Origin of the sequence: Streptomyces sp. NPDC048516 (genome assembly GCF_043199875.1) — a bacterium.
GTDB lineage: Bacteria > Actinomycetota > Actinomycetes > Streptomycetales > Streptomycetaceae > Streptomyces.
The window spans coordinates 200,114-219,337 of sequence record NZ_JBICWS010000011.1 but is presented as its reverse complement, the minus strand read 5'-3'; the positions used below and the strand labels follow the sequence as shown (position 1 = coordinate 219,337).

16 protein-coding genes are annotated in these 19,224 nt (G+C 72.0%); 7 read left to right on the top strand and 9 right to left on the bottom strand.

The genetic code is table 11. The features are described from left to right. Positions 1 to 50: 50 nt before the first annotated feature. The 6 genes from ACGFR7_RS23005 to ACGFR7_RS22980 all read right to left on the bottom strand — a co-directional run bounded on the left by ACGFR7_RS23005 (position 51) and on the right by ACGFR7_RS22980 (position 8,333). Complete coding sequence (locus ACGFR7_RS23005; protein WP_393322230.1) at positions 51 to 3,557, bottom strand: lipopolysaccharide biosynthesis protein; 3,507 nt, start codon at positions 3,555 to 3,557, stop codon at positions 51 to 53. Between the two features lie 45 nt (positions 3,558 to 3,602). After that, entirely contained in the window at positions 3,603 to 4,406 is an 804-nt protein-coding gene (locus ACGFR7_RS23000; protein ID WP_393322227.1) for a polysaccharide deacetylase family protein, read from the bottom strand. Then, on the bottom strand, positions 4,403 to 5,524 hold the full coding sequence (locus ACGFR7_RS22995; protein ID WP_393322224.1) for a glycosyltransferase family 2 protein: 1,122 nt from the start codon (positions 5,522 to 5,524) through the stop codon (positions 4,403 to 4,405). The genes ACGFR7_RS23000 and ACGFR7_RS22995 overlap by 4 nt, the downstream gene beginning before the upstream one ends. Continuing rightward, positions 5,521 to 6,336 (bottom strand): glycosyltransferase family 2 protein, encoded by an 816-nt coding sequence (locus ACGFR7_RS22990; RefSeq protein ID WP_393322221.1) that lies wholly within the window; start codon positions 6,334 to 6,336, stop codon positions 5,521 to 5,523. The genes ACGFR7_RS22995 and ACGFR7_RS22990 overlap by 4 nt, the downstream gene beginning before the upstream one ends. Positions 6,337 to 6,811: 475 nt before the next feature. Then, a complete protein-coding gene (locus tag ACGFR7_RS22985; protein WP_393322218.1) occupies positions 6,812 to 7,906 on the bottom strand; it encodes a GNAT family N-acetyltransferase in 1,095 nt (364 codons plus the stop codon). Between the two features lies 1 nt (position 7,907). Beyond that, positions 7,908 to 8,333, bottom strand: coding sequence for a hypothetical protein (locus ACGFR7_RS22980; protein WP_393322216.1), 426 nt, complete (start codon positions 8,331 to 8,333; stop codon positions 7,908 to 7,910). A 222-nt stretch (positions 8,334 to 8,555) separates the two neighbouring features. Between ACGFR7_RS22980 and ACGFR7_RS22975 the strand changes: the two genes are divergently transcribed. The 3 genes from ACGFR7_RS22975 to ACGFR7_RS22965 all read left to right on the top strand — a co-directional run bounded on the left by ACGFR7_RS22975 (position 8,556) and on the right by ACGFR7_RS22965 (position 10,917). Further along, positions 8,556 to 9,266: a YoaK family protein gene (locus ACGFR7_RS22975; protein ID WP_393322213.1), complete on the top strand. Its 711-nt coding sequence runs from the start codon at positions 8,556 to 8,558 to the stop codon at positions 9,264 to 9,266. 309 nt (positions 9,267 to 9,575) lie between these two features. Further along, positions 9,576 to 10,382, top strand: coding sequence for an SGNH/GDSL hydrolase family protein (locus ACGFR7_RS22970; RefSeq protein ID WP_393322210.1), 807 nt, complete (start codon positions 9,576 to 9,578; stop codon positions 10,380 to 10,382). A gap of 271 nt (positions 10,383 to 10,653) precedes the next feature. Further along, entirely contained in the window at positions 10,654 to 10,917 is a 264-nt protein-coding gene (locus ACGFR7_RS22965) for a hypothetical protein (protein WP_393322207.1), read from the top strand. A 413-nt stretch (positions 10,918 to 11,330) separates the two neighbouring features. Here the strand turns inward: ACGFR7_RS22965 and ACGFR7_RS22960 are convergent, their stop codons facing one another. Beyond that, a complete protein-coding gene (locus ACGFR7_RS22960; protein ID WP_393322204.1) occupies positions 11,331 to 12,593 on the bottom strand; it encodes a type ISP restriction/modification enzyme in 1,263 nt (420 codons plus the stop codon). A gap of 219 nt (positions 12,594 to 12,812) precedes the next feature. Between ACGFR7_RS22960 and ACGFR7_RS22955 the strand changes: the two genes are divergently transcribed. Then, positions 12,813 to 14,204 (top strand): MFS transporter, encoded by a 1,392-nt coding sequence (locus tag ACGFR7_RS22955; protein ID WP_393322202.1) that lies wholly within the window; start codon positions 12,813 to 12,815, stop codon positions 14,202 to 14,204. A gap of 167 nt (positions 14,205 to 14,371) precedes the next feature. Here ACGFR7_RS22955 and ACGFR7_RS22950 read toward each other — a convergent pair whose 3' ends face one another. Then, on the bottom strand, positions 14,372 to 15,118 hold the full coding sequence (locus ACGFR7_RS22950; RefSeq protein ID WP_393322199.1) for a GntR family transcriptional regulator: 747 nt from the start codon (positions 15,116 to 15,118) through the stop codon (positions 14,372 to 14,374). 16 nt (positions 15,119 to 15,134) lie between these two features. Beyond that, the gene (gene hmgA / locus ACGFR7_RS22945; protein WP_393322196.1) at positions 15,135 to 16,484 is read right to left on the bottom strand and encodes a homogentisate 1,2-dioxygenase; all 1,350 of its coding nucleotides are present in this window, start codon (positions 16,482 to 16,484) and stop codon (positions 15,135 to 15,137) included. A 139-nt stretch (positions 16,485 to 16,623) separates the two neighbouring features. Here hmgA and ACGFR7_RS22940 point away from each other — a divergent pair, with 139 nt between their 5' ends. From ACGFR7_RS22940 to ACGFR7_RS22930, 3 genes are all read left to right on the top strand, one after another. After that, on the top strand, positions 16,624 to 17,280 hold the full coding sequence (locus ACGFR7_RS22940; RefSeq protein WP_393322193.1) for a TetR family transcriptional regulator: 657 nt from the start codon (positions 16,624 to 16,626) through the stop codon (positions 17,278 to 17,280). Between the two features lie 217 nt (positions 17,281 to 17,497). Continuing rightward, the gene (locus tag ACGFR7_RS22935) at positions 17,498 to 19,018 is read left to right on the top strand and encodes a CitMHS family transporter (RefSeq protein ID WP_393322190.1); all 1,521 of its coding nucleotides are present in this window, start codon (positions 17,498 to 17,500) and stop codon (positions 19,016 to 19,018) included. After that, on the top strand, positions 19,019 to 19,192 hold the full coding sequence (locus tag ACGFR7_RS22930; RefSeq protein ID WP_393322188.1) for a hypothetical protein: 174 nt from the start codon (positions 19,019 to 19,021) through the stop codon (positions 19,190 to 19,192). Positions 19,193 to 19,224: the final 32 nt, after the last annotated feature.

Sequence of the window (19,224 nt, the reverse complement as noted above, 5' to 3'; positions counted from 1 at the left end):
CCGCGCGTGCCGCGTTGCCGGACGGCCCCTCGGCGTGCGCGCGGCATCCCTCACGACATCGTCAGGAACCGCTGCACCAGCGACGCCACGAACACCACCAGCAGCGGCAGTGAGAACCAGAACATCCCCTGGATCCAGTGCAGTTGACGCACGCCGGGGGCGACCGCGACCCGCAGCACCTCGCGGGCCGTCAGCACCACGACCAGCGCGAGCGCCGCCAGCGCACCGAGCACCGACCACGGCGTCCAGGTCACCTGCGGGCCCGCTCTGCCGGGACGGGGCGGCGGGACCTCGCCCGCCGGGCGCCGCGTCAGCTCGTACACCGCCGCCTGCGGACGGGACAGCACCCGCCGCAGCTCGGGGCGCCGGTCCAGGGCGGCGCGCAGCCGGGCCTCCCAGTCCTTGCGGTACCCGGAATCCAGCCGCAGCGACTCCGACTGGCCGTGGTTGACGACGAGGTACGACTGCGGCCCGGCGTCCCGCAGGGCGGTCACGACCGGGCCCACCCGGTCCGGATCGCGGGGCGCGAGGACCGGTGCGTACTGCACCCGCTCCATGTCCTTGGCGCCCCAGGGCATCGCCGGAGTGACGCTGTTGACGGGGTCGCTGCTCAGCCACAGCAGCCGCGCGGTCGGCCGGTCGTGCGCGTAGACGTAGTCCATCGCCGCGACCTCGCCCGGCCGGACCCGCTCGAACGGCTCGTTGCCCCAGCGGGCGACGAGGAAGCCGAAGGCCAGCAGCAGGCCCGTCAGCAGCGCGGCGAGCGGACCGAGACCGCGCCGGGTGCCGGTGTCGCGCGGGAACAGCGCCAGCGAGGCCAGTACCGCGGCGCCCGGCAGCGCGAACAGGAAGACCCGCAGCGCCATTTCGCCGCCGTAGGACTGCATCCCGAACGCCAGGAAGGGCACGAAGGCCAGCACCGGCAGCGCGCGTTCGATGAAGCCGGCCCTCCGCCGTCGCAGCACTCCCCAGCAGGCCAGCGCGAGTACCCCGCCCGCCAGCGCCATCCGGGTGTAGAGCACCAGCTTGTGGGTGGGGTCGCCGCCGATCCGGTCGGTGACGGACGAGGCGACATTGCCGCCGATGCCGCCGAGCCCGCCGAACAGCTCGTCGAAGTGGCCCGACCAGTAGGGCTCCGCCAGGAACCCGATCCAGGCCAGGACCAGGACGCCGCACAGCAGCGGAAGGCCGTAGAGGCTGGAGCGGCGGGCGAGCACCAGGAAGGTCAGCACCCCGAGCATCACGAACGGGGTGAGCTGATGGCCCGCCACCGACGCCGTGAACAGGGCGATCAGCACGCCGAGCAGCGCACCCAGCTGACCGTGGCCGGCCGGCCGCACCTCCGCCTCGCCCGGCCGGCGCCGGCCCCACGTCGGCCGGGGCTCGCGGAACCACACCAACAAGATCGCCACAAAGGCCAGGTAGAGGAGGTAGGTGAACCCCTGCGGCGAGAAGTAGTCCTGGCCGACCCATCCGCACAGCGCGAACAGCCACAGGGCACACCACTTCGCCCGCCAGCTCGCCCGTACCGCCCGCAGGAGGAGGAACAGCGGCGCCAGGCAGAGGAGCTGTACGGTCAGCGGCCACCAGCGCAGCACTTCGGTGAAGTCCGTGACCCCGCAGGCCCCGGCGACGAACTGCGCCGCGGCGAAGAAGCCGGGCCAGCTCCAGCGGGCGTCCAGGTCCGGTACCGCGGTTCCGGTCCTGCCGAGGTAGTCCAGGAAACCCAGATGCTGCCAGGCGGTCGGGAAGCGCGGCTCGGTCTCCAGTACGGCCGGCAGCGCATGCAGCGCCACCACCGTCAGCAGCAGCACCGCGGCGAGCAGCGCCCGCCGTGGCCGGGAGAGCGACAGCGCCGCGCCGAAGGCCGCCACCAGCAAGGCGACCCCGGTGAGCGTCGCCACGGGCAGCACCGAGATCAGCCCGAGTCCGTTCATCCGGTCCAACGCGGTGTCGCCCATCCCGCGCAGCGGCAGCCAGAACAGCGCGAGCGCGGTGGCCAGCAGGGCCCAGACCGCGAGGTCGGGGCGGCTTCGCAGGCGTACGCGGAGCGCGCGGCGGCCCGGCGGACCGCCCCCGGGCAGCGAGCGGGGCACGGTGGTGACCGCCGGCTCGCCCCGCGCCCGGTCCCCTCGCACCGCATCCCCCAGGTCCCCGTGGACGGACAGGTCTGCCACCACCCCGTCGGGGGCGGGTCCGCCCGCCGGTGTGCGGGTGGCCGGCGCGGGCACCGTCCCGCGCACTACCCGGCTCAGCCGGACACCGGCGATCGCGACGATCACCGCCAGGCTGGAGATCTCGGCGACACCGGCGCCGGTCAGCCCCATCCGCGGCAGCAGCACCAGTGTCAGCCCGAGCACCAGTACACACAACAGGCCCTGCAGAGCGGCCAGTCCGGACGTACGGCTCTGGGCACGCAGCACCGCGAAATGGACCTCCATCACGACCCGCAGCACCGCCCCCACCGCGAACCAGCGCAGCAGCGGCGTGGCCGCCTCCGCGTACCCCGGGCCGAAGATCCCCAGAATATGGGGAGCGCCGAGGAACAGGACGGCACAGACCGGGAGCATGATGCGGGCCATCCGCCGCAGCGCGGCCCGCGTGTGGTGGGCCAGCTGCGCCGGATCGTGCGCCCCCTCGACGGTCAGCGAGGCGCCCATGTTGAGGGCGAGCAGATTGACCGTGCCGCCGATGGTGGTGGTGATGTAGAAGTACGCATTGTCCGTCGCGCTGACCTGCGAGGCCACCAGGACCGGCACGAGATAGACCACGGCGAGCGAGAACAGCGACCCGGTTGAGTCGCCGGCCAGGAAGCGGCCCATCTCCCGGAGCGACGGCGGCCGTGCGGTGTGGTGGGTGGCCCGTACATGCCGGGGCACCAGCCGCCGGAACACCATCCAGCCCAGCGGAATCACCGATACCGTGATCGCCGCGGCCCAGGAGACAAAGACCCCGGCGGTGGGCAGCGCCGCGGCGAAGACCACCAGCAGCCCGAGCTTCACCGTGGAGAAGGAGAGATTGCCCACCGGCACCCACAGGGCACTGCGCAGCCCGGTCAGCACCCCGTCCTGCAGGGTGAGCAACGACCAGGCGACCACGGCCAGCAGGAAGCCGAGGCCGTTCAGCGGGCCGTGCAGAAAGCGGTAGGAGGGCCCCCAGAGACCGAGGGTGAGCAGGAAGACGGCCGCGGCGGCGGCCACCACGGCCGAACTGACCGCGTAGGTGCGCAGTACCAGCCGGCCGGTGCCCCGCCCGGCGACCGGGAGGAAGCGGGCCAGCGCGCCGGTCAGGGTCACCGCCGTCAGCCCGGCCAGCAGCTTCATCGCGGCGATGGCCGCCGAGCCCTGGCCGACCGCGGACTCCGTGTAGTAACGGGCCGCGACCAGCCAGAACCCCAGGCCGAGCAGCCCGGAGACGCCGGTGTTGAGCATCAGCGCATAGGCGTTGCGGAACAGCGGACTCCCGCCGCCCCGTCCGGGGAGCCGGAGCGCGCGGCCGCCGCCTCCCCGGGGCTCCGGTTCCGTGTGCTCCTCGGTCTTGGTGGTGGTGTCAGACACCGGCTCCGTTGCCCCTTCCTCCGCCGCGGGCGTGCCGCGGTGTGCTCAGCCGCCCGGCGTGCACAGCCGCACCGCCTGCCGCGCCCTGCGGACCACCGCGTACCCCTTGGTGAGCACCCGGTCCCGGGCGAAGGCGCGGACCAGCCCGCGGCCCTCGATGATCCGGGCGAACTCCTCGGTGTCCGTACGGCGCCGCACCGTCAGCCGGGCCAGGGCGTACGGCCCTTGACGGCGGGCCGCGAGCGCATTGCTCACCGCGAGTGCCTGCGAGAAGCCCAGCGCGCGCACCGTCCGCCGTACCCGCCGGCTGGAGTGACCGTAGGGGTAGGCGAAGGATTCCGGTGGGGTGCCGACCTGCTCGGCGATGATCTCCTTGCACCGCAGCACCTCGTGCCGCAGCCGTGCGTCACCGAGGCCGTCGAGCTGCGGATGGCTGTGGCTGTGCCCGCCGATCTCCACACCCGCCGCGGCCAGCTTCCGCACTTGGTCCCAATCGAGCATGGTGTCCAGGGCGCCACCGGTGTCGTACGGACCGGGCAGCCAGCCGGTCGAGACGAAGAGGGTGGCCGGGAAGCCGTGCCGGGCGAGCGCGGGCAGCGCGTGCCGGTACACGCCTTCGTAGCCGTCGTCGAAGGTGATCAGCACCGGCTTGGCCGGCAGCGGTCCGCCGCTCCGCCAGGCCGCCGCGAGCGCGGCGGTGGTCAGCGGGGTGAAGCCGGCGTCGGCCAGCACCGCGAGCTGCGCGGCGAAGGCCTCGGGCGGCACGGACAGCTCCCGCACGGCGGGTGCCGGATCCGGGGTCACCGCGTGGTACATCAATATCGGCACCGCAGGCGGCCGTTCGCTCATACCTCCGCCCCCTCGCGCTCCGGTACCGCCGCGGCGGCCGCACCTGCCACCGGCCGGGCAACTCCCCGTCTCCCCAAGGGCTTTTTGAGGGCCCATGACCGCGACCGTTGCTGTGCCCCCCGTGCCCGGGCCCGTGCGGTGCCCCACGCATAGCCTGCCGCGGCGGCGGTCACGCCGGCCACGATCGCGCCCGCCCGCCCGGCGCCGCCCGGCCGGCGCAGCAGCGCGTCGCGCACCCCGCGCAGCACCCCCACGGGCAGCACCCGGGTCGTATGGCGCCGCTCGGCCGACAGCCCGTCCCGTGCGCCGACACTGCGGGTCACCAGCGCCTTGGACAAGCCCTCGGCATACGCCCGGCTGCGGAAGTAGCCGAACCGCTCCCGCACGGCCGGGACCCGGTGGTGGATGACCGACCGGTCGTCGATCAGCAGCACGGCGTCCGGCAGCGAGCGGCTGATCCGGATGCACAGCTCGGTCTCCTCGCAGCCCAGCGGGCGCCGCCCGGCATCCCGGCCGATACCGACGGCGAACCCGCCGACGAGATCGAACGCCACCCTGCGGAAGGAGGCATTGCCGCCCAGGACGTTGCGCACCCGCACCCTGCCCGGCGGCAGACCGCGGTACGTGCAGCCCACCACCCAGTCGAACTCCTCGGGGAACCACGCAGGACGGCGGCCGGACGCCCAGACCGGCTCGGTGCGCCCGCCGACCGCCATCACCGCCGGGTCGGCGTAGGCCGCGGCGAAGTGGCGCAGCCAGTCCCGCTCGGCCACCGCATCGTCGTCCAGGAAGGCGATGACCTCACCGCCGGCCACGGCAACACCGGTGTTACGCCCCGCGGACAGCCCGCGGGGTCCCGAATTGGCCATGATCCGCACGGGAGTTGCGGGCGCACAAGAATCAGCTGCGCCCGCGTGAGCGCCCCTGAAGTGCTCCCTGAGCCGGGCCAGCAGCGCGGGGTGGTGGTCCACCACCAACAGCAGCTCATGGGCGGGATGGGACTGGCCGTCCACCGACGTCACCGCGGCGAGGATGTCGTCCCACCGGTCCTCGGTGTGGACGCAGATGACGACGGAGATCCGTGGCACCGGGCCGGCCGCCGGTCTCGCCGCGCTCACCGGGCGTTCCCGGTGATCAGCGCGGGCCGGGCCGCCCGGTTCCTCCGGGAGCCCCGCTCGCGCAGGATCACCCGCAGCACCCGCAGCCCGTCCCGCACCGCCCGCAGATTGCTGACGCCGTGGATGCGGTTGTACTCGTGGCTGGGGATCTCCTGTACCCGCAGCCCGGCCTTGACCACCCGGATGTTCATCAGCGTCTCGACCTCGAACCCGGCGCAGTCCAGGGCTATCTCGTCCAGGCAGTGCCGCCAGAAGGCGTTGTATCCGTAGCAGAGATCGGTGTAGCGGGCGCCGAACTTGGTGTTGACCACGGCGGTCAGCACGCGGTTGCCGAGCTTGCGGACGGGCGTCATGTCGTCCGTGCCGCCGCCGTTGGCGAACCGCGAGCCCTTGGCGAAGTCGGCCCCGGAGACCAGTGCCGAGACATAGCTGACGATCTCGCCGCCGTCGGCCGACCCGTCCGCGTCGATCATCACGATGATCTCGCCGGTGCAGGCCGCGAAACCGCTGATCAGCGCGTCGCCCTTGCCCTTGCCGCGCTGCGGTACGACCGTGACGTCCGGCCACAGGTCACGGGCGACCCGGACCGTGTCATCGGTGGAATTCCCGTCGACCAGGATCACTTCATGGATCCAGTCCGGCAGGGTCTTGAAGACGTACGGGAGATTTTCCGCTTCATTCATCGCCGGGATGACGACACTGACCGGTGGAGCGATGGCCAGGTGCGAGGAAACGGGACGGTAGACGGCCTGGTCCGGCAGCAGCGTCAGCGGCGGTTCTTCCGCGTCGGCCGGGCGAAGGAACGAGCTCATCGGGTTTCTTGCCCTCTCGTCCGGTGGACCGCCCACCCCCGGGCGGTCTCTGTGGTCATCCGGGTCGAAAGGGGGGTTCACACCCCGGTCGCACGGCAGGGTTCACCGTGCGGACAGGGCGAGCAGACACGCGTGTTTCCGGCTGCGCGGCTCGTGCTCCGGCCCTCGGCAAGCTGTGATCGGCAAGCAGACGACCGTACGCACGGGACCCCCCCACCGCGCACCGCACCGGTCGCTTCATCGTGTCGCGCGGGCTCTCCCCAGAGCCTTCTTGCGATGATCGTCCGGTGCGGGTGGATGTGCGTCGGTATTGATGTCAGGGACTGTAGGGCACGCCCTTCCACGTCAAATACCCCTTGCGGCAACTGGCCGGTGCACTCGGGGGCACGCCCGTATTGATGCACCGGCGCACGCCCCGTTGCGCCCTCCGGAACTCCGCAAAACCCCGGCACGACCGCCGCTGCCGGGTTATGCGTCACCGCCCCGACCGGATCCGGCCCACCCGCTTGAGCAGGCGGTCGGCGGGCGCGAACAGCTCCGGCCTGGCCAGCACCGCATGGCGCAGTGCACGCACCGGCGCCCGCCGCGCCCGATGCCCCAGTGCCACCGGATGCCGCCGCATCACCCACCCCTCGGACACCAGGAGTTCACGGGTCTTGAGGGATTCCTTGTAGTCCTTCGCGCCGCGCCCCAGGTCGAGGTACCCGAGGGATTCCGCGGCCGCCGCCTGCGCCATCCGCAGATGCAGCACCAGTCCCGGGGAGAACTTCGCGAACCGGGGGTCGTAGGCCGGGAACCAGCAGGCGAGTACGGACTCCGAACGCAGCCCGAAGTGCGCCGCGACCGGCCGCTCGCCCGCGTAGAGCACCGACAGCAGCCCCGCGAAGGAAGCGCTGCGGGTATGGAACAGGTGCTGCACGAGCCGGACGATCCAGGGGTGCGCGAAGCGGTCGCTGCGCCCCGTCCTGCGGTACTGCGCCGACTTCCACTGCATGAGCGTCCGCAGCGCCGCCGGGTCGCGCTCGTCGTGGACATAGCGCAGCGCCCCGACGTCCCGGCCGAGCCTGCGTTCCTTGGCGAGGGTGGTGCGGGTGAACTTCGGCGACCGGGCCCGCAGCCCCGCCAGATAGGCCTCGAAGCCCTGGTGCACGTCGATGACGGGTGAGGCATGACGGCTGAACGAGGGCGCCTCGAAAGGGTGCTGGCCGGCCACCAGATGATCGAACTCCAGCACCGACAGCCCGCAGGCCCGCAGCAGTTCCCGGGCGTCCCATCGGAACCCGGGCCGGTGCACCAGCCCCTGGGCATCGGAGACGCCCAGGCCGACCGCCCGCCCGGTCCCGAGCGCCGAGCGCTGGAAGGGCAGGAACGCGGCCGGCTCGCCGTGCTCATGGAGCACCGCGATCCGTACGCCGCTCCGGCAGTGGCCGACGGCCAGCGCGAACTCGGGGGAGAGGAAGGGGTTCGCCAACTGCGGCGTCCCCAGGGACCGTGCCCGGGACTGCAGGGCGGTCCAGGCACTCCGGTCGGCCCCGGTCAGTTCGCCGGGGCGGTACACCGCGACGTCCATCTCAACCCGCCCGGCTTCCGGTGGCCCGGGCCGTGCGCCGCCGTACCGCGCCGGCCGGCAGCAGGACGCCGCTGAGCGCCGCCACCGCGAGCACGCCGCCGCGCAGGGACCACAGATGCAGCGCCAGCATGGTCTGCGCCACCAGCAGATCGATGGCCAGCGCCCCGGCCCCGGCGGCGACCGCGCGGCCGAGCGGATCCATCCGGCCCAGTGCCACGGCGAGCGCGCCGGCGGGTGCCATCAGAAGGAAGAAGAGAGTGCACGGCGCCCGGAGGGGTGAGCCGATATCGGCGAGCGCGAGGACGGCGCCCATGATGCCGATACCGACCGCCACCCCCGCGAGCAGCGACGCGGTGGCGCTCGCCGGCCGCTCTCCGGGTGATGGCAGGTCGTGCGAGCCGTGACGGGCGATGGTCTTGGTGTGCATTGGCAGCTTTGCCCCCCATAAGCGCCGGATGCCGGGCCTCAATGTCGCGCAACGCTCGGAGCACCGTCAAGACATGACGAAGGCCGGAAACCTACGCAACCGTGCGGGGGTGAAGGCGCCGGGCCGCCCTCGGACGGCGCAATGGCGGCAACGCGGGCCGGCCGTCCGGAGACTGGGGGGACGTGCCGCGAGGTCAGGTGACCGCCGGAAGGAGCCGTGCCCGTGGAGCCGCCGAGCGGAATCGCCCTCACGGTGATCATGGTGTGTCTGACCGTGGCCACCGGAGTGCTCGACGCCGTCAGCTTTCTGTCGCTCGGTCAGGTCTTCACCGCCACCCAGACCGGCAATCTGCTCTTCCTCGGGTTCGGTATCGCCGGTCAGGGCGGGCTGCCGGTCCTGGCGACGGTGGTGTCGCTCGGCGCCTTCGCCCTGGGGGCGGCGCTCGGGGCGCGGTGGGAATCGGCGCTGGCCGTGCGGCGGCGCCAGTGGTTCCCGGTCGCGCTGGCGACGGAGGCGACGTTGCTGGCCGGGGCCGCGGCGGCCGCATGGGAGTGGGGGCCGGTCCGGGAGCTGCCGCCGGGGCGGCGACTGGTGGTCGTCGGGCTGATGGCGGTGGCGATGGGCATGCGCAATGTCACCGCCATACGGACCGCCGCCCCCGACTTCACGACGACGGTGGAGACCCGGGCGATGACGGCCCTGGTCAGCGGGTCACCGCTGGGGCACGACAAGCGCCTGGGGTACGGCAGCCACGTCGCGGGCCGCCGGCTGGTCTCGGTCACCGCGATGTTCGCCGGGGGCCTGCTCGGCGCCGGACTGCTCGGTCTGGGGACGCGTCCGACGCTGGTGATCCTGCTGGTGGCCGTCGTCATCGCGGCCACCGCCTTCCTCGTTCCCGGCCTCACCGGCCGCCCGGTCCCCGCCGAGGAATGACCGGTCCGCCGCACACCGGCCCGGAACGGCCCGGATCCGGCCCGGACAGCCCCGACGAGGAGCGGCACCGGAGAGAGAAGCACCGGAGAGGAGAAGCACCGGAGAGGAGGAGCACCGGAGAGGAGGAGCACCGGAGAGGAGAAGCACCCGCGCCCCGGAGGCAGCGCCGTGACCCGGGGGGAGGGGTGAACATCCCCTCGTATCGGGATATTTGCCGTGAACTGCCGATGATTTTTGGCATGAACACTTCCGGCTACCCGTGAGTTTTGCTACGACGAATGTGGCAGAGACCCTGCTAAGGGAGGTTCCATGAGACTGTCCCGATTTGCGGCCTTGACGTCCGCCTTCTTCGTCACCACGGCGCTCGCGCTCACCGGCGCGAGCGCCGCCGTGTCGGCCCAACTCCCCACCGCCACGGGCTATGTGGCCCTCGGCGATTCCTACTCCTCCGGTGTGGGAGCCGGCAGCTACGACAGTGCCAGCGGCTCCTGCAAGCGCAGCACCAAGGCCTACCCGGCCCTGTGGGCCGCCGCGCACTCCCCCTCCTCCTTCCGCTTCACCGCCTGTTCCGGCGCCCGAACGGGTGACGTTCTCAGCGGTCAGCTCGAACCGCTCAACAGCTCCACCGGCCTGGTCAGCATCACCATCGGCGGCAACGACGCAGGCTTCGCCGACACCATGACGACCTGTGCGCTCCAGGGCGAGAGCGCCTGCCTGGCCCGGGTGGCGCAGGCCAGGACCTACATCGACACCACCCTGCCCGGTCAGCTCGACGGGGTGTACAGCGCCATCTCCCAAAGGGCTCCGGCCGCGCATGTGGTGGTCGTGGGCTACCCCCACTTCTACAAGCTCCGCGGGAGCTGTATCGCGGGCCTCTCCGAGAAGTCCCGTGCCGCGATCAACGCGGCCGCCGACGACATCAACGGCGTCACCGCCAAGCGGGCCGCCGACCACGGCTTCACCTTCGCCGATGTCAACGCCACCTTTTCCGGCCATGAGCTGTGCTCCGGCAGTGCCTGGCTGCACAGCGTGACCTTCCCCGTCCTGGAGTCCTACCACCCCACCGCCGCCGGGCAGTCCGGCGGCTATCTGCCGGTGTTCGCCTCCGCTGCGTAAACATCCGCTCGCCGGTCGCCGGGGAGAGGAAGTGAGATCCCCGTCTCTCCCCGTGCGCCCTGGCGGCCCGTCAGGCGCCCCGCGCCGCCCCCGCGGAAGCCCGATGACGCTCAACTCGCCCTGGCCCATGCGGTGTACGTGACATTCCGTATGGTGTTCGTCAACGTCAAGGCGAGGCAGGTGAATCCGTTGACCGGTCTGCACGCGTGTCCTCCGAGAGAGATAGGGTTACCCTGCCCGGGCCGGGTGCCCTCGTAGGGTGGGGAGAGTCATGGAACAGATAACAGTGCGTAGCAGGGCGCGAGTCCCTGCCATGAATTGCGGGAGCGGTGCGTCCAGTGCGCGTCTCGACCGCCATTTCGCGGTGCTGGGTGGTCCCGCCATTCCGCAGCGCGAGGTGGAGGGCGCGACCTCGCTGATGCAGGAGCTCACCGCGCGTGATCGCTCGCGTGCGAGGAACAGTCGCAGCGCCAGGGTGTCGTTGTTCGCGCCGCTGCGCAGGCTGCGGCGCTCGCTGTTCGGGGGTCACGGCTGATCCGCTTCTGAAGCGGCATCTCGGGCGATCACACCGTCCCGGCGCGGCACCGCGGTCCGATCGCTCGTCAGGCCCAGGGCGCCGGCAGCTCGTCGGTGTGCTCGCCGGGGCGGGAATCCCTGCCCCGAAGATGCCGTGAGGCACCCGCTCGATTGCTCCGGCCCCGTCCCCCACCCGGCCGGCGCAGCACTCCCCACCACCCGTTGCCCGGCAGCGGGTGGTTTTGTGTGCCTTCCGGCCTTCCGGCCTTCCGGCCTTCCGGCCTTCCGGCCTTCCGGCCTTCCGGCCTTCCGGCCTTCCGGCCTTCCGGGTCTCTTCCGGGCCCCTCCGGCGAGACCCGGGCCGGGGCCGGCGGCTTTCCCCTTTCCCCGAAAGCATCCGCCGCGGCCCCTCGGGGCTCACGGCAGTGCGGCTCACAGCAGTGCGAACTGCCCTTCCGGGCCCTCCTCGTGGTGGTCGAGCACCGAGGCCGGGCGGTGTGCGGAGACCGGGGCCGGGAGGATACCGGCTGCCCGCAGTTCGCGGGCCGTCAGCTGCGGACCGCCGTCCTCCGTGTGCCGTCGCAACTCCTCGCACCGCGGCTGCAGTTCGGACAGCAGTGCCAGTACGGTGATCAGCTCCAGCAGCTCGGAGGTCCACTCCTGCGGCCAGTCGGCGGGGCGCAGCGCCGCCAGCGAACCGGCCTCGGGTGCGTCCGGGCCCGCCGCGGCCGTGCCGGTGCGCTCGGCCAGCCACGCTTCCAGGACGCGCACGCCGCCCGCGTGGAAGTCCCAGGCGCCCGGCGGCACCGGTGAGATCCGGCCGCCATCGAGCAGCAGCGCCTCCTCCGCCGGGTCGTAGGCGACGTCCTGCGGCAGCCCGCGGGCGGGGAGCGCGGAGCGTACGTACGGGCGCCGGCCGCCCGGCATCCGGGGCCGCTCGCCGCCGTGCCCGCCGTCCGCCCCGGGGGCGTAGGCACCCCGGGTGGCGAGCCAGAGCAGCCGCTCGCCGAGTGCGACGCCGCGGTCCCACAGCTCCGGGTCGGCGGTGAGCGGCACGGTGCAGCCCTCGGGGGAGTGCCGGGCGCTCGCGACGAGCCAGGCGAGCAGGTCCGTCGGCACCACAGGGCGGTCCAGGCGCCTGCCGAGCAGGGCGAGCAGGCCCGGGGTGAGATTGGGCTCGTGTCCTCCGGGCCGCCGGTAGAACGGACGGATCCGTCCGGGACGGCCGGCCGGTGAACGCCCGTCGGGCAGCAGCGCGGAGCACGCCACCGCGGGGCCGGGCACCTGCGGCACCTGCCCCCACTCGACCACGAACAGCTGCCGTCCGTCCGCCACCCGCCACAACTCCGGCCGTGCGCCGTCGATCAGCCGGTGATCGGGCAGCAGCCACTGCTGGTCGAACGGACCGTGTGCCACCCGTACCGGCTCGGGACACGGGCCGCCCGCACGGTACAGCCGCTCGGTCGCCGTGGCCTGGCCCGGCAGCTGGCCGACGGCGGAGTGCAGGGTCCGGGCCCGGGACGGCCGGAACAGCCGCTCGCGGGCCGCCGCGTCCTCGGCGTCCACCAGCGCCGCCCAGCGGGCCCGCAGCGTGGCCGGATCCGGTGCCAGCACCCAGGAGCGGCCGAGCCGCAGCGGCGCCACGGACCAGGGCATGAGATCGGACAGCCGTGGCGCGTCCTGCTTCGCCGTCACGCGGAGCCCCTCCCGGACCGTTCGGTTGACCCCGGCATGGTATCCACCGGTCCTGCGGCGGTACCGAATCCGCAGGCCACTTCCACCGTCCGGGGCGAGGGGGCAGGCGGTCTTCCGCTTGCTGATCTTGGAGGAGTACGGTCCTCGCCGTACGCCCGACCGCGCGGTGCGGACCTGGCTCCGTCCTGCGCGCCGGGACCTGCTCAGGGGAGGACCGCCATGACGGACACCACCTCTCCCACGCCTGAACGGCGCGGGGGGACCCCCGCCGGCATCCGGGCCGCCGCACGACTGGACCGGCTGCCGCCGTCCCGGTGGCACCGCCGGATCACCCTCGTCGTCGGCATCGGGGCCTTCTTCGACCTCTACGAGATCTTCCTCGGCGGGGTGCTGGCCGCGGCCCTCACCGAACAGTGGCACCTCGGGCCCACCGCGAAGTCCTGGGTGATCGCCGCGGGCTTCCTCGGGATGTTCGTCGGCGCGAATGTGCTCTCGGTGCTCGCCGACCGCTTCGGGCGGCGCCGGATGTTCATGATCAACCTGGCGGCGTACTCGCTCTTCTCGCTGCTGTGCGCCTTCGCCCCGGACCTGTCCTGGTTCCTGGTGCTGCGCTTCCTGTCCGGTCTGGGGCTGGGCGCCGAACTCGTACTGGTCGACACCTATCTCGCGGAGTTCCTGCCCCGGGCGGTACGCGGCCGCTATATCGCCCATGCGTACACCTTCGGGTTCCTCGGCGTTCCGGTCGCCGCGCTGCTCGGCGCCCGGCTGGTGGCCGCCCATCAGCCGCTGGGCGTCGAGGGCTGGCGCTGGCTGCTGGTCGCCGGTGCGCTGGGCGCCGGGCTCCTCCAGGTGATGCGCCGCCAACTTCCGGAATCCCCCCGTTGGTTGATGGTGCAAGGACGTGGCGAGGACGCCGAACGCATCGTGGCCGGGCTGGAGGAGCGGGTGGCCCGGGAGAGCGGGGGCAGCCTGCCGTCGGTACCGGAGGCGGAGACCGTACCGGAGCGGAAGGTGCCGCTGGCCGAGATGTTCCGCGGCGACCAGCGGCGGCGCACCGTCATGTGGTGGATCTTCCAGGTGCTGCAGACCGTCGGCTACTACGGCTTCGGGTCGCTGGCACCGGTGGTGCTCACCGCCAAGGGCCACACCGTCACCGAGTCGCTGCTGTACGCGGCGCTGAGCTTTTGCGGCTATCCGGTCGGCTCCGCGCTGTCCGTCCCGCTCATCGACCGGATCGAGCGCCGCACGCTGATCATCGTCTCGGCCCTCGGCATCGCCGGCTGCGGTCTGGCCTTCGGTTTCGCCGCCGCCTCCTGGGCCGTCGTCACCTTCGGCTTCCTGCTGACGGTGTGCAGCAATGTCTTCTCCAACGCCTTCCACGTCTACCAGACCGAGCTCTTCCCGACCGGCTTGCGCAGCAGCGCGATCGGCATCGCCTACTCGCTGTCCCGGCTCACCTCGGTCGTACTGCCGTTCGTCGCGCTTCGTGTACTGAGCGGCCTCGGGGCGTCCGCGGTGTTCGCGGGGTCGGCGGGGCTGATGGTGCTGCTGTGTCTGGACGTGGCACTGCTCGGACCGCGGAGTACGGGGCGGAGCCTGGAACGCATTTGAGCCTTCCCACGTTTTCGGCTTTCCCGACGCGGGGGTTTGTCGCCTTTTTCGCCCGCTAACGCGGTGCGCTCGCCGTTGCTCCCCCCCCGGCCCTATAGGCAGTGGGGGAGCAACGGAGAGAAACCTCCACGGCGGGAAGACGAAAACGTGGGAAGCAAATCCAGACGCTACGCCTCAAGCGTGACCGTGAACGAGAAGCGGTCGCCCCGGTAATGAATCCGGGCGACATCGACCACGCCGCCGTCCTCACCGTAGGTGACACCCGTGTAGTGCAGGATCGGGCTGAGCAATGGAACCCGCAGCAGCCGGGCGGTCTCCGGGTCGGCCAGCCGGGCTTCGACGCTGTCGGTGATCCGGCTGATCCGTACGCCCACCCCGTCCCGCAGCACCTTCGTCATCGGCCAGCGCAGCAGATCCGCCGGATCGATCAGCTCGGCGACCTCGGGGCGTACGTAGTTGAGTGCATGGTTGGTCGGCTCGCCGGTCTTCTCGTCGCTGCGCAGCCGGCGGAATCCGGCCACCTCCGCCATGTCCGGGAAATACTCGGACAGTTCGGACGGTACCGCGGTGGGGCCGTGCGCCAGCAGTTCGGTGCTCATCCCGGACTGCTGGGCCACGATCGCGTCCACCGAGCCCAGCAGCCGCACCGGCGCACCGCGCTGCGCGCTCGGCTCGATGAAGGTGCCACGGCGCCGGTGCCGGCTGATCAGGCCCTCCGCCTCCAGCTCCTTGAGGGCCTGGCGCATGGTGAGCACGCTCACGCCGTAGTGCGCGGCGAGCGCGTCCTCGGTGGGCAGCCGCAGCGGAGCCTCGGGTGAGCGGCCCAGTATGGAGGCGCGCAACGACTGCGAGACCTGGTACCACAGCGGCAGCTTGCGGTTCAGGGCGAGCGAGTCGGGAGCGAAGGTGGTCACGAGGCGTTCCCCGGTGTCACAGGCGGAAATGACGTTGCAGACCCTGCCATACGTCGTCGTAGCCGCGCTGCAGATGGCCGGCGTCCCGGGCCTGTTCGGTCAGCGTCAGTGGCCAGCGGGTCTCGAACATGAAGGCCAGCGAGTCGTCGATCTTCTGCGGCCGCAGCTCGGCGGCGCTCGCCCGGTCGAAGGTCTCCCGGTCGGGCCCGTGCGCCGACATCATGTTGTGCAGCGAGCCGCCGCCCGGGATGAAGCCCTCCGCTTTGGAGTCGTAGGCGCCCTCGATCAGCCCCATGTACTCGGTCATCACATTGCGGTGGAAGTACGGCGGCCGGAAGGTGTCCTCGCCGACCAGCCAGCGCGGCGCGAAGGCCACGAAGTCCACACCCGCCAGCCCCGGGGTGTCGGAGGGGGCGGTGAGCACCGTGAAGATCGACGGGTCGGGGTGGTCGTAGCTGATCGAGCCGATGACATTGAAGCGGCGCAGGTCGTAGACGTAGGGGACGTGGTTGCCGTGCCAGGCGACGACATCCAGTGGCGAGTGGTCGTAGGTGGCCGTCCAGAGGTTGCCGCAGAACTTGTTCACCACCTCGACGGGGCCCTCGACGTCCTCGTAGGCGGCTGCCGGCGCGCGGAAGTCCCGGGCGTTGGCCAGCCCGTTGGCGCCGATCGGTCCCAGGTCGGGGAGTCGGAAGGGGCGGCCGTAGTTCTCGCAGACATAGCCGCGGGCGGTCGGGCTCTGCCCGCCGTCGGGCGCGGTGTCCAGCAGCTCGACGCGGAAGCGGATGCCGCGCGGGATCAACGCCACCTCGCCCGGTTCGGCGTGCAGCAGGCCGAGTTCGGTGCGCAACAGCAGTCCGCCGCGCTCCGGCACGATCAGCAGCTCGCCGTCCGCGTTGCCGAACACCCGCCGCTCCATGGAGGTGTTGGCGTGGTACAGGTGGACGGCCATGCCGGTGCGCTGGGTGGCGTCGCCGTTGCCGCCCAGCGTCCACAGCCCGTCCAGGAAGTCGGTCGGGCCGGTGGGTTCGGGCAGGGGATTCCAGCGCAGCCGGTTGGGGTCGGGGGCGCAGTCGGTGAACGGTGCCGAGCGGACCGCGCGCTGCCCGGCGCGGACGAACGGCGGATGCGCGGCCGACGGGCGGATGCGGTAGAGCCAGGAGCGGTGGTTGTGGTCGCGCGGTTCGGTGAAAGCGGACCCGCTGAGCTGCTCGGCATACAGGCCGAGCGGTGCGCGCTGGGGGGAGTTGCGGCCCACCGGCAGCGCGCCGGGGACGGCCTCCGAGCTGTGCTCGTTGCCGAAGCCGGTGGTGTACTCCAGCCCTTCGGCCGTCTTCCTCGCCTGCTCGTTGCCCGTGCCTGCCATCGCGTACTCCCGCCGCTCAAGGAATCCTATGCAAGACCTTAGGATTGCCGCCGGGGGTCGTCAACGGAGACTCCCGGCCGCGGCGGCCGGTTCGCGGCGCTGGCGCTCCGCCCGTCCGGACGGCGGGCAGGATGGACGGGTGCAGCAGCCGACCCCCCGCCCCGGCCCCCCGTCCGCCTCCCTGCGCCGTGCACCCGTCCAGCAGCGCAGCGCCCAGCGCCTGGCCAGAATCCTCGATGCCTGTGCCGAAGTCCTGGAGGAGACCGGATACGACGAGCTGAGTACCCGGGCCGTGGCCGGCCGCGCCGGCGTCCCGATCGGCTCCGTCTACCGCTTCTTCCCCAACAAGCGCGCCATGGCCGAGGCCCTTGCCCGGCGCAATCTCGACGCCTACACGGACCGCATCACCGCCCGGCTCACCGCCCCGGCCGGCCGGCCGCTCCAGTGGCGCCATGCGATGGACGTGGTGGTCGACGAATACCTCGCCATGAAGCGGACCGTGCCGGGCTTCGCCCTGGTGGAGTTCACCGTCCCCGCCCCGCACGCCTCCCGGCAGGCCAACTACGAGGTCGCCGACCGGCTGCGCGCCCTCTTCGCCGGCCCGCTCGGACTGGACACCGCCGACGAGCGGCTGCGCACCGCCTTCCTGGTCGGTGTCGAGACGGCCGACGCGCTGCTCCAGCTCGCCTTCCGCACGGACCCGGCCGGCGATCCCGCCATCGTCACGGAGACCAAGGAACTGCTCCGGGCCTATCTGGCGCGCTATCTGGACGGGGCGGGCGCGGGGGAGGGGTGAGGGGCCGGCCGGGTGCACCGGCTCCGCTCCCCGGCGCCCCGGTCGGCGGCGGGCTGCCGGTTGTGCGCACGCCCGTTTGGGGAGATCCGTATTGACCTGGGGTTTTGCTCGTATTGCTCGCGCGTCAAGACCTTGTTAACAAAAGTTGGAGGGACCTACCGTCACCTGAACTGCCACCCCCCGGCAGATGTTCAAGGGCGAACGTGAGGTACCCCTAATGCTGACAACCCTCGGATTCGTCATGATCGCCGCCTTCCTGGCGCTGATCATGATGAAGAAGATGTCACCGATGGCCGCGCTGGTGCTCATCCCCGCGCTGTTCTGCGTCCTGGTCGGACAGGGCGCACACCTGGGCGACTACGTCCTCAAGGGCATCGGCGACCTGGCCCCCACGGCCGCGATGCTGATGTTCGCCATCATCTACTTCGGGGTGATGATCGACGTCGGGCTCTTCGACCCGGTCGTCCGCGGCATCCTGAAATTCTGCAAGGCCGACCCGGTGCGGGTGGTGCTCGGCACGGCCCTGCTCGCCGCGATCGTCTCGCTCGACGGCGACGGCTCCACCACCTTCATGATCACCGTCTCCGCGCTCTACCCGCTCTACAAGCGGCTGAAGATGAGCCTCGTGGTCATGACCGGTGTCGCCGCCACCGCCAACGGCGTGATGAACACCCTCCCCTGGGGCGGACCGACCGCCCGCGCCGCCACCGCCCTCAAGCTCGACGCCGGCGACATCTTCGTCCCGATGATCCCGGCCCTGGCCGTCGGCCTGGTCGCGGTCTTCGCCCTCGCGTACGTCCTCGGCCGGCGCGAGCGCAAGCGGCTCGGCAGGCTGACCCTCGGCGACACGCGGCTGGTGACCGAGACGGCGGACGAGCAGCGGAGCGTGCAAGAGACCGAGCAGGTGCTGGTCGGCGCGGGTGCCGGCGGCAAGGGGCTCGGCGGCGGTGGTGCGCAGCGCGGCACCGGCGGCGCGGGCACCGGCACGGACGCCGACGCGGACCGCGGTGCGGCCACCGGCTCCGACGGCCGGCCCGACGCCGACGCCGACGCTGATGCCGACACCGACACCGACACAGGCGCCGACGACGAGGGCCTTCAGGTCCTGGACCCGCAGCGGGCCACCCTGCGCCCCAAGCTCTACTGGTTCAACGCCGCGCTCACCGTCGCGCTGCTCACCCTGCTGATCCTGCAGGCCCTGCCGATCCCGGTCCTCTTCCTCCTCGGCGCGGCCCTCGCCCTGACCGTCAACTTCCCGCACATGAAGGACCAGAAGGCCCGCGTCGCCGCGCACGCCGAGAACGTGCTCAACGTGTCCGGAATGGTCTTTGCCGCCGCCGTCTTCACCGGCGTGCTCACCGGCACCGGCATGGTCGAGCACATGGCCCGCTGGCTGGTCAGCGGCATCCCCGACGCACTCGGCCCGCACATGGGCATCGTCACCGGCGTCCTCAGCATCCCGCTGACCTACTTCATGTCCAACGACGGTTTCTACTTCGGCATCGTGCCGATCCTCGCCGAGGCCGGCGCCGCCCACGGCGTGGCCCCCATCGAGATCGCCCGTGCCTCCCTCGTCGGACAGGCCCTGCACATGTCCAGCCCGCTGGTCCCCGCCGTCTACGTCCTGGTGGGCATGGCCAAGGTCGAGTTCGGCGACCACACCAAGTTCACCGTCAAGTGGGCCGCGCTGACCTCCCTGGTGGTCCTGTGCGCCGGTGTGCTCTTCGGCATCCTCTAGATGACCGGCGCCGGTACGGGCGCCGGCGGCGACACCGGCACCGGAACCGCGAGGCCCGGCAGGAGCCGGCTGCCGCGCCCGGTCCGCACCCTCTCCTTCACCCATGGAGCGATGACCACGGCCGGGCCCTCCGTCTCCTACCGGGCCCTCGCCCTGGGAATTCCCCCCGTATGACCCGGAATATGGGGCCCACCGCCAGGATGGGA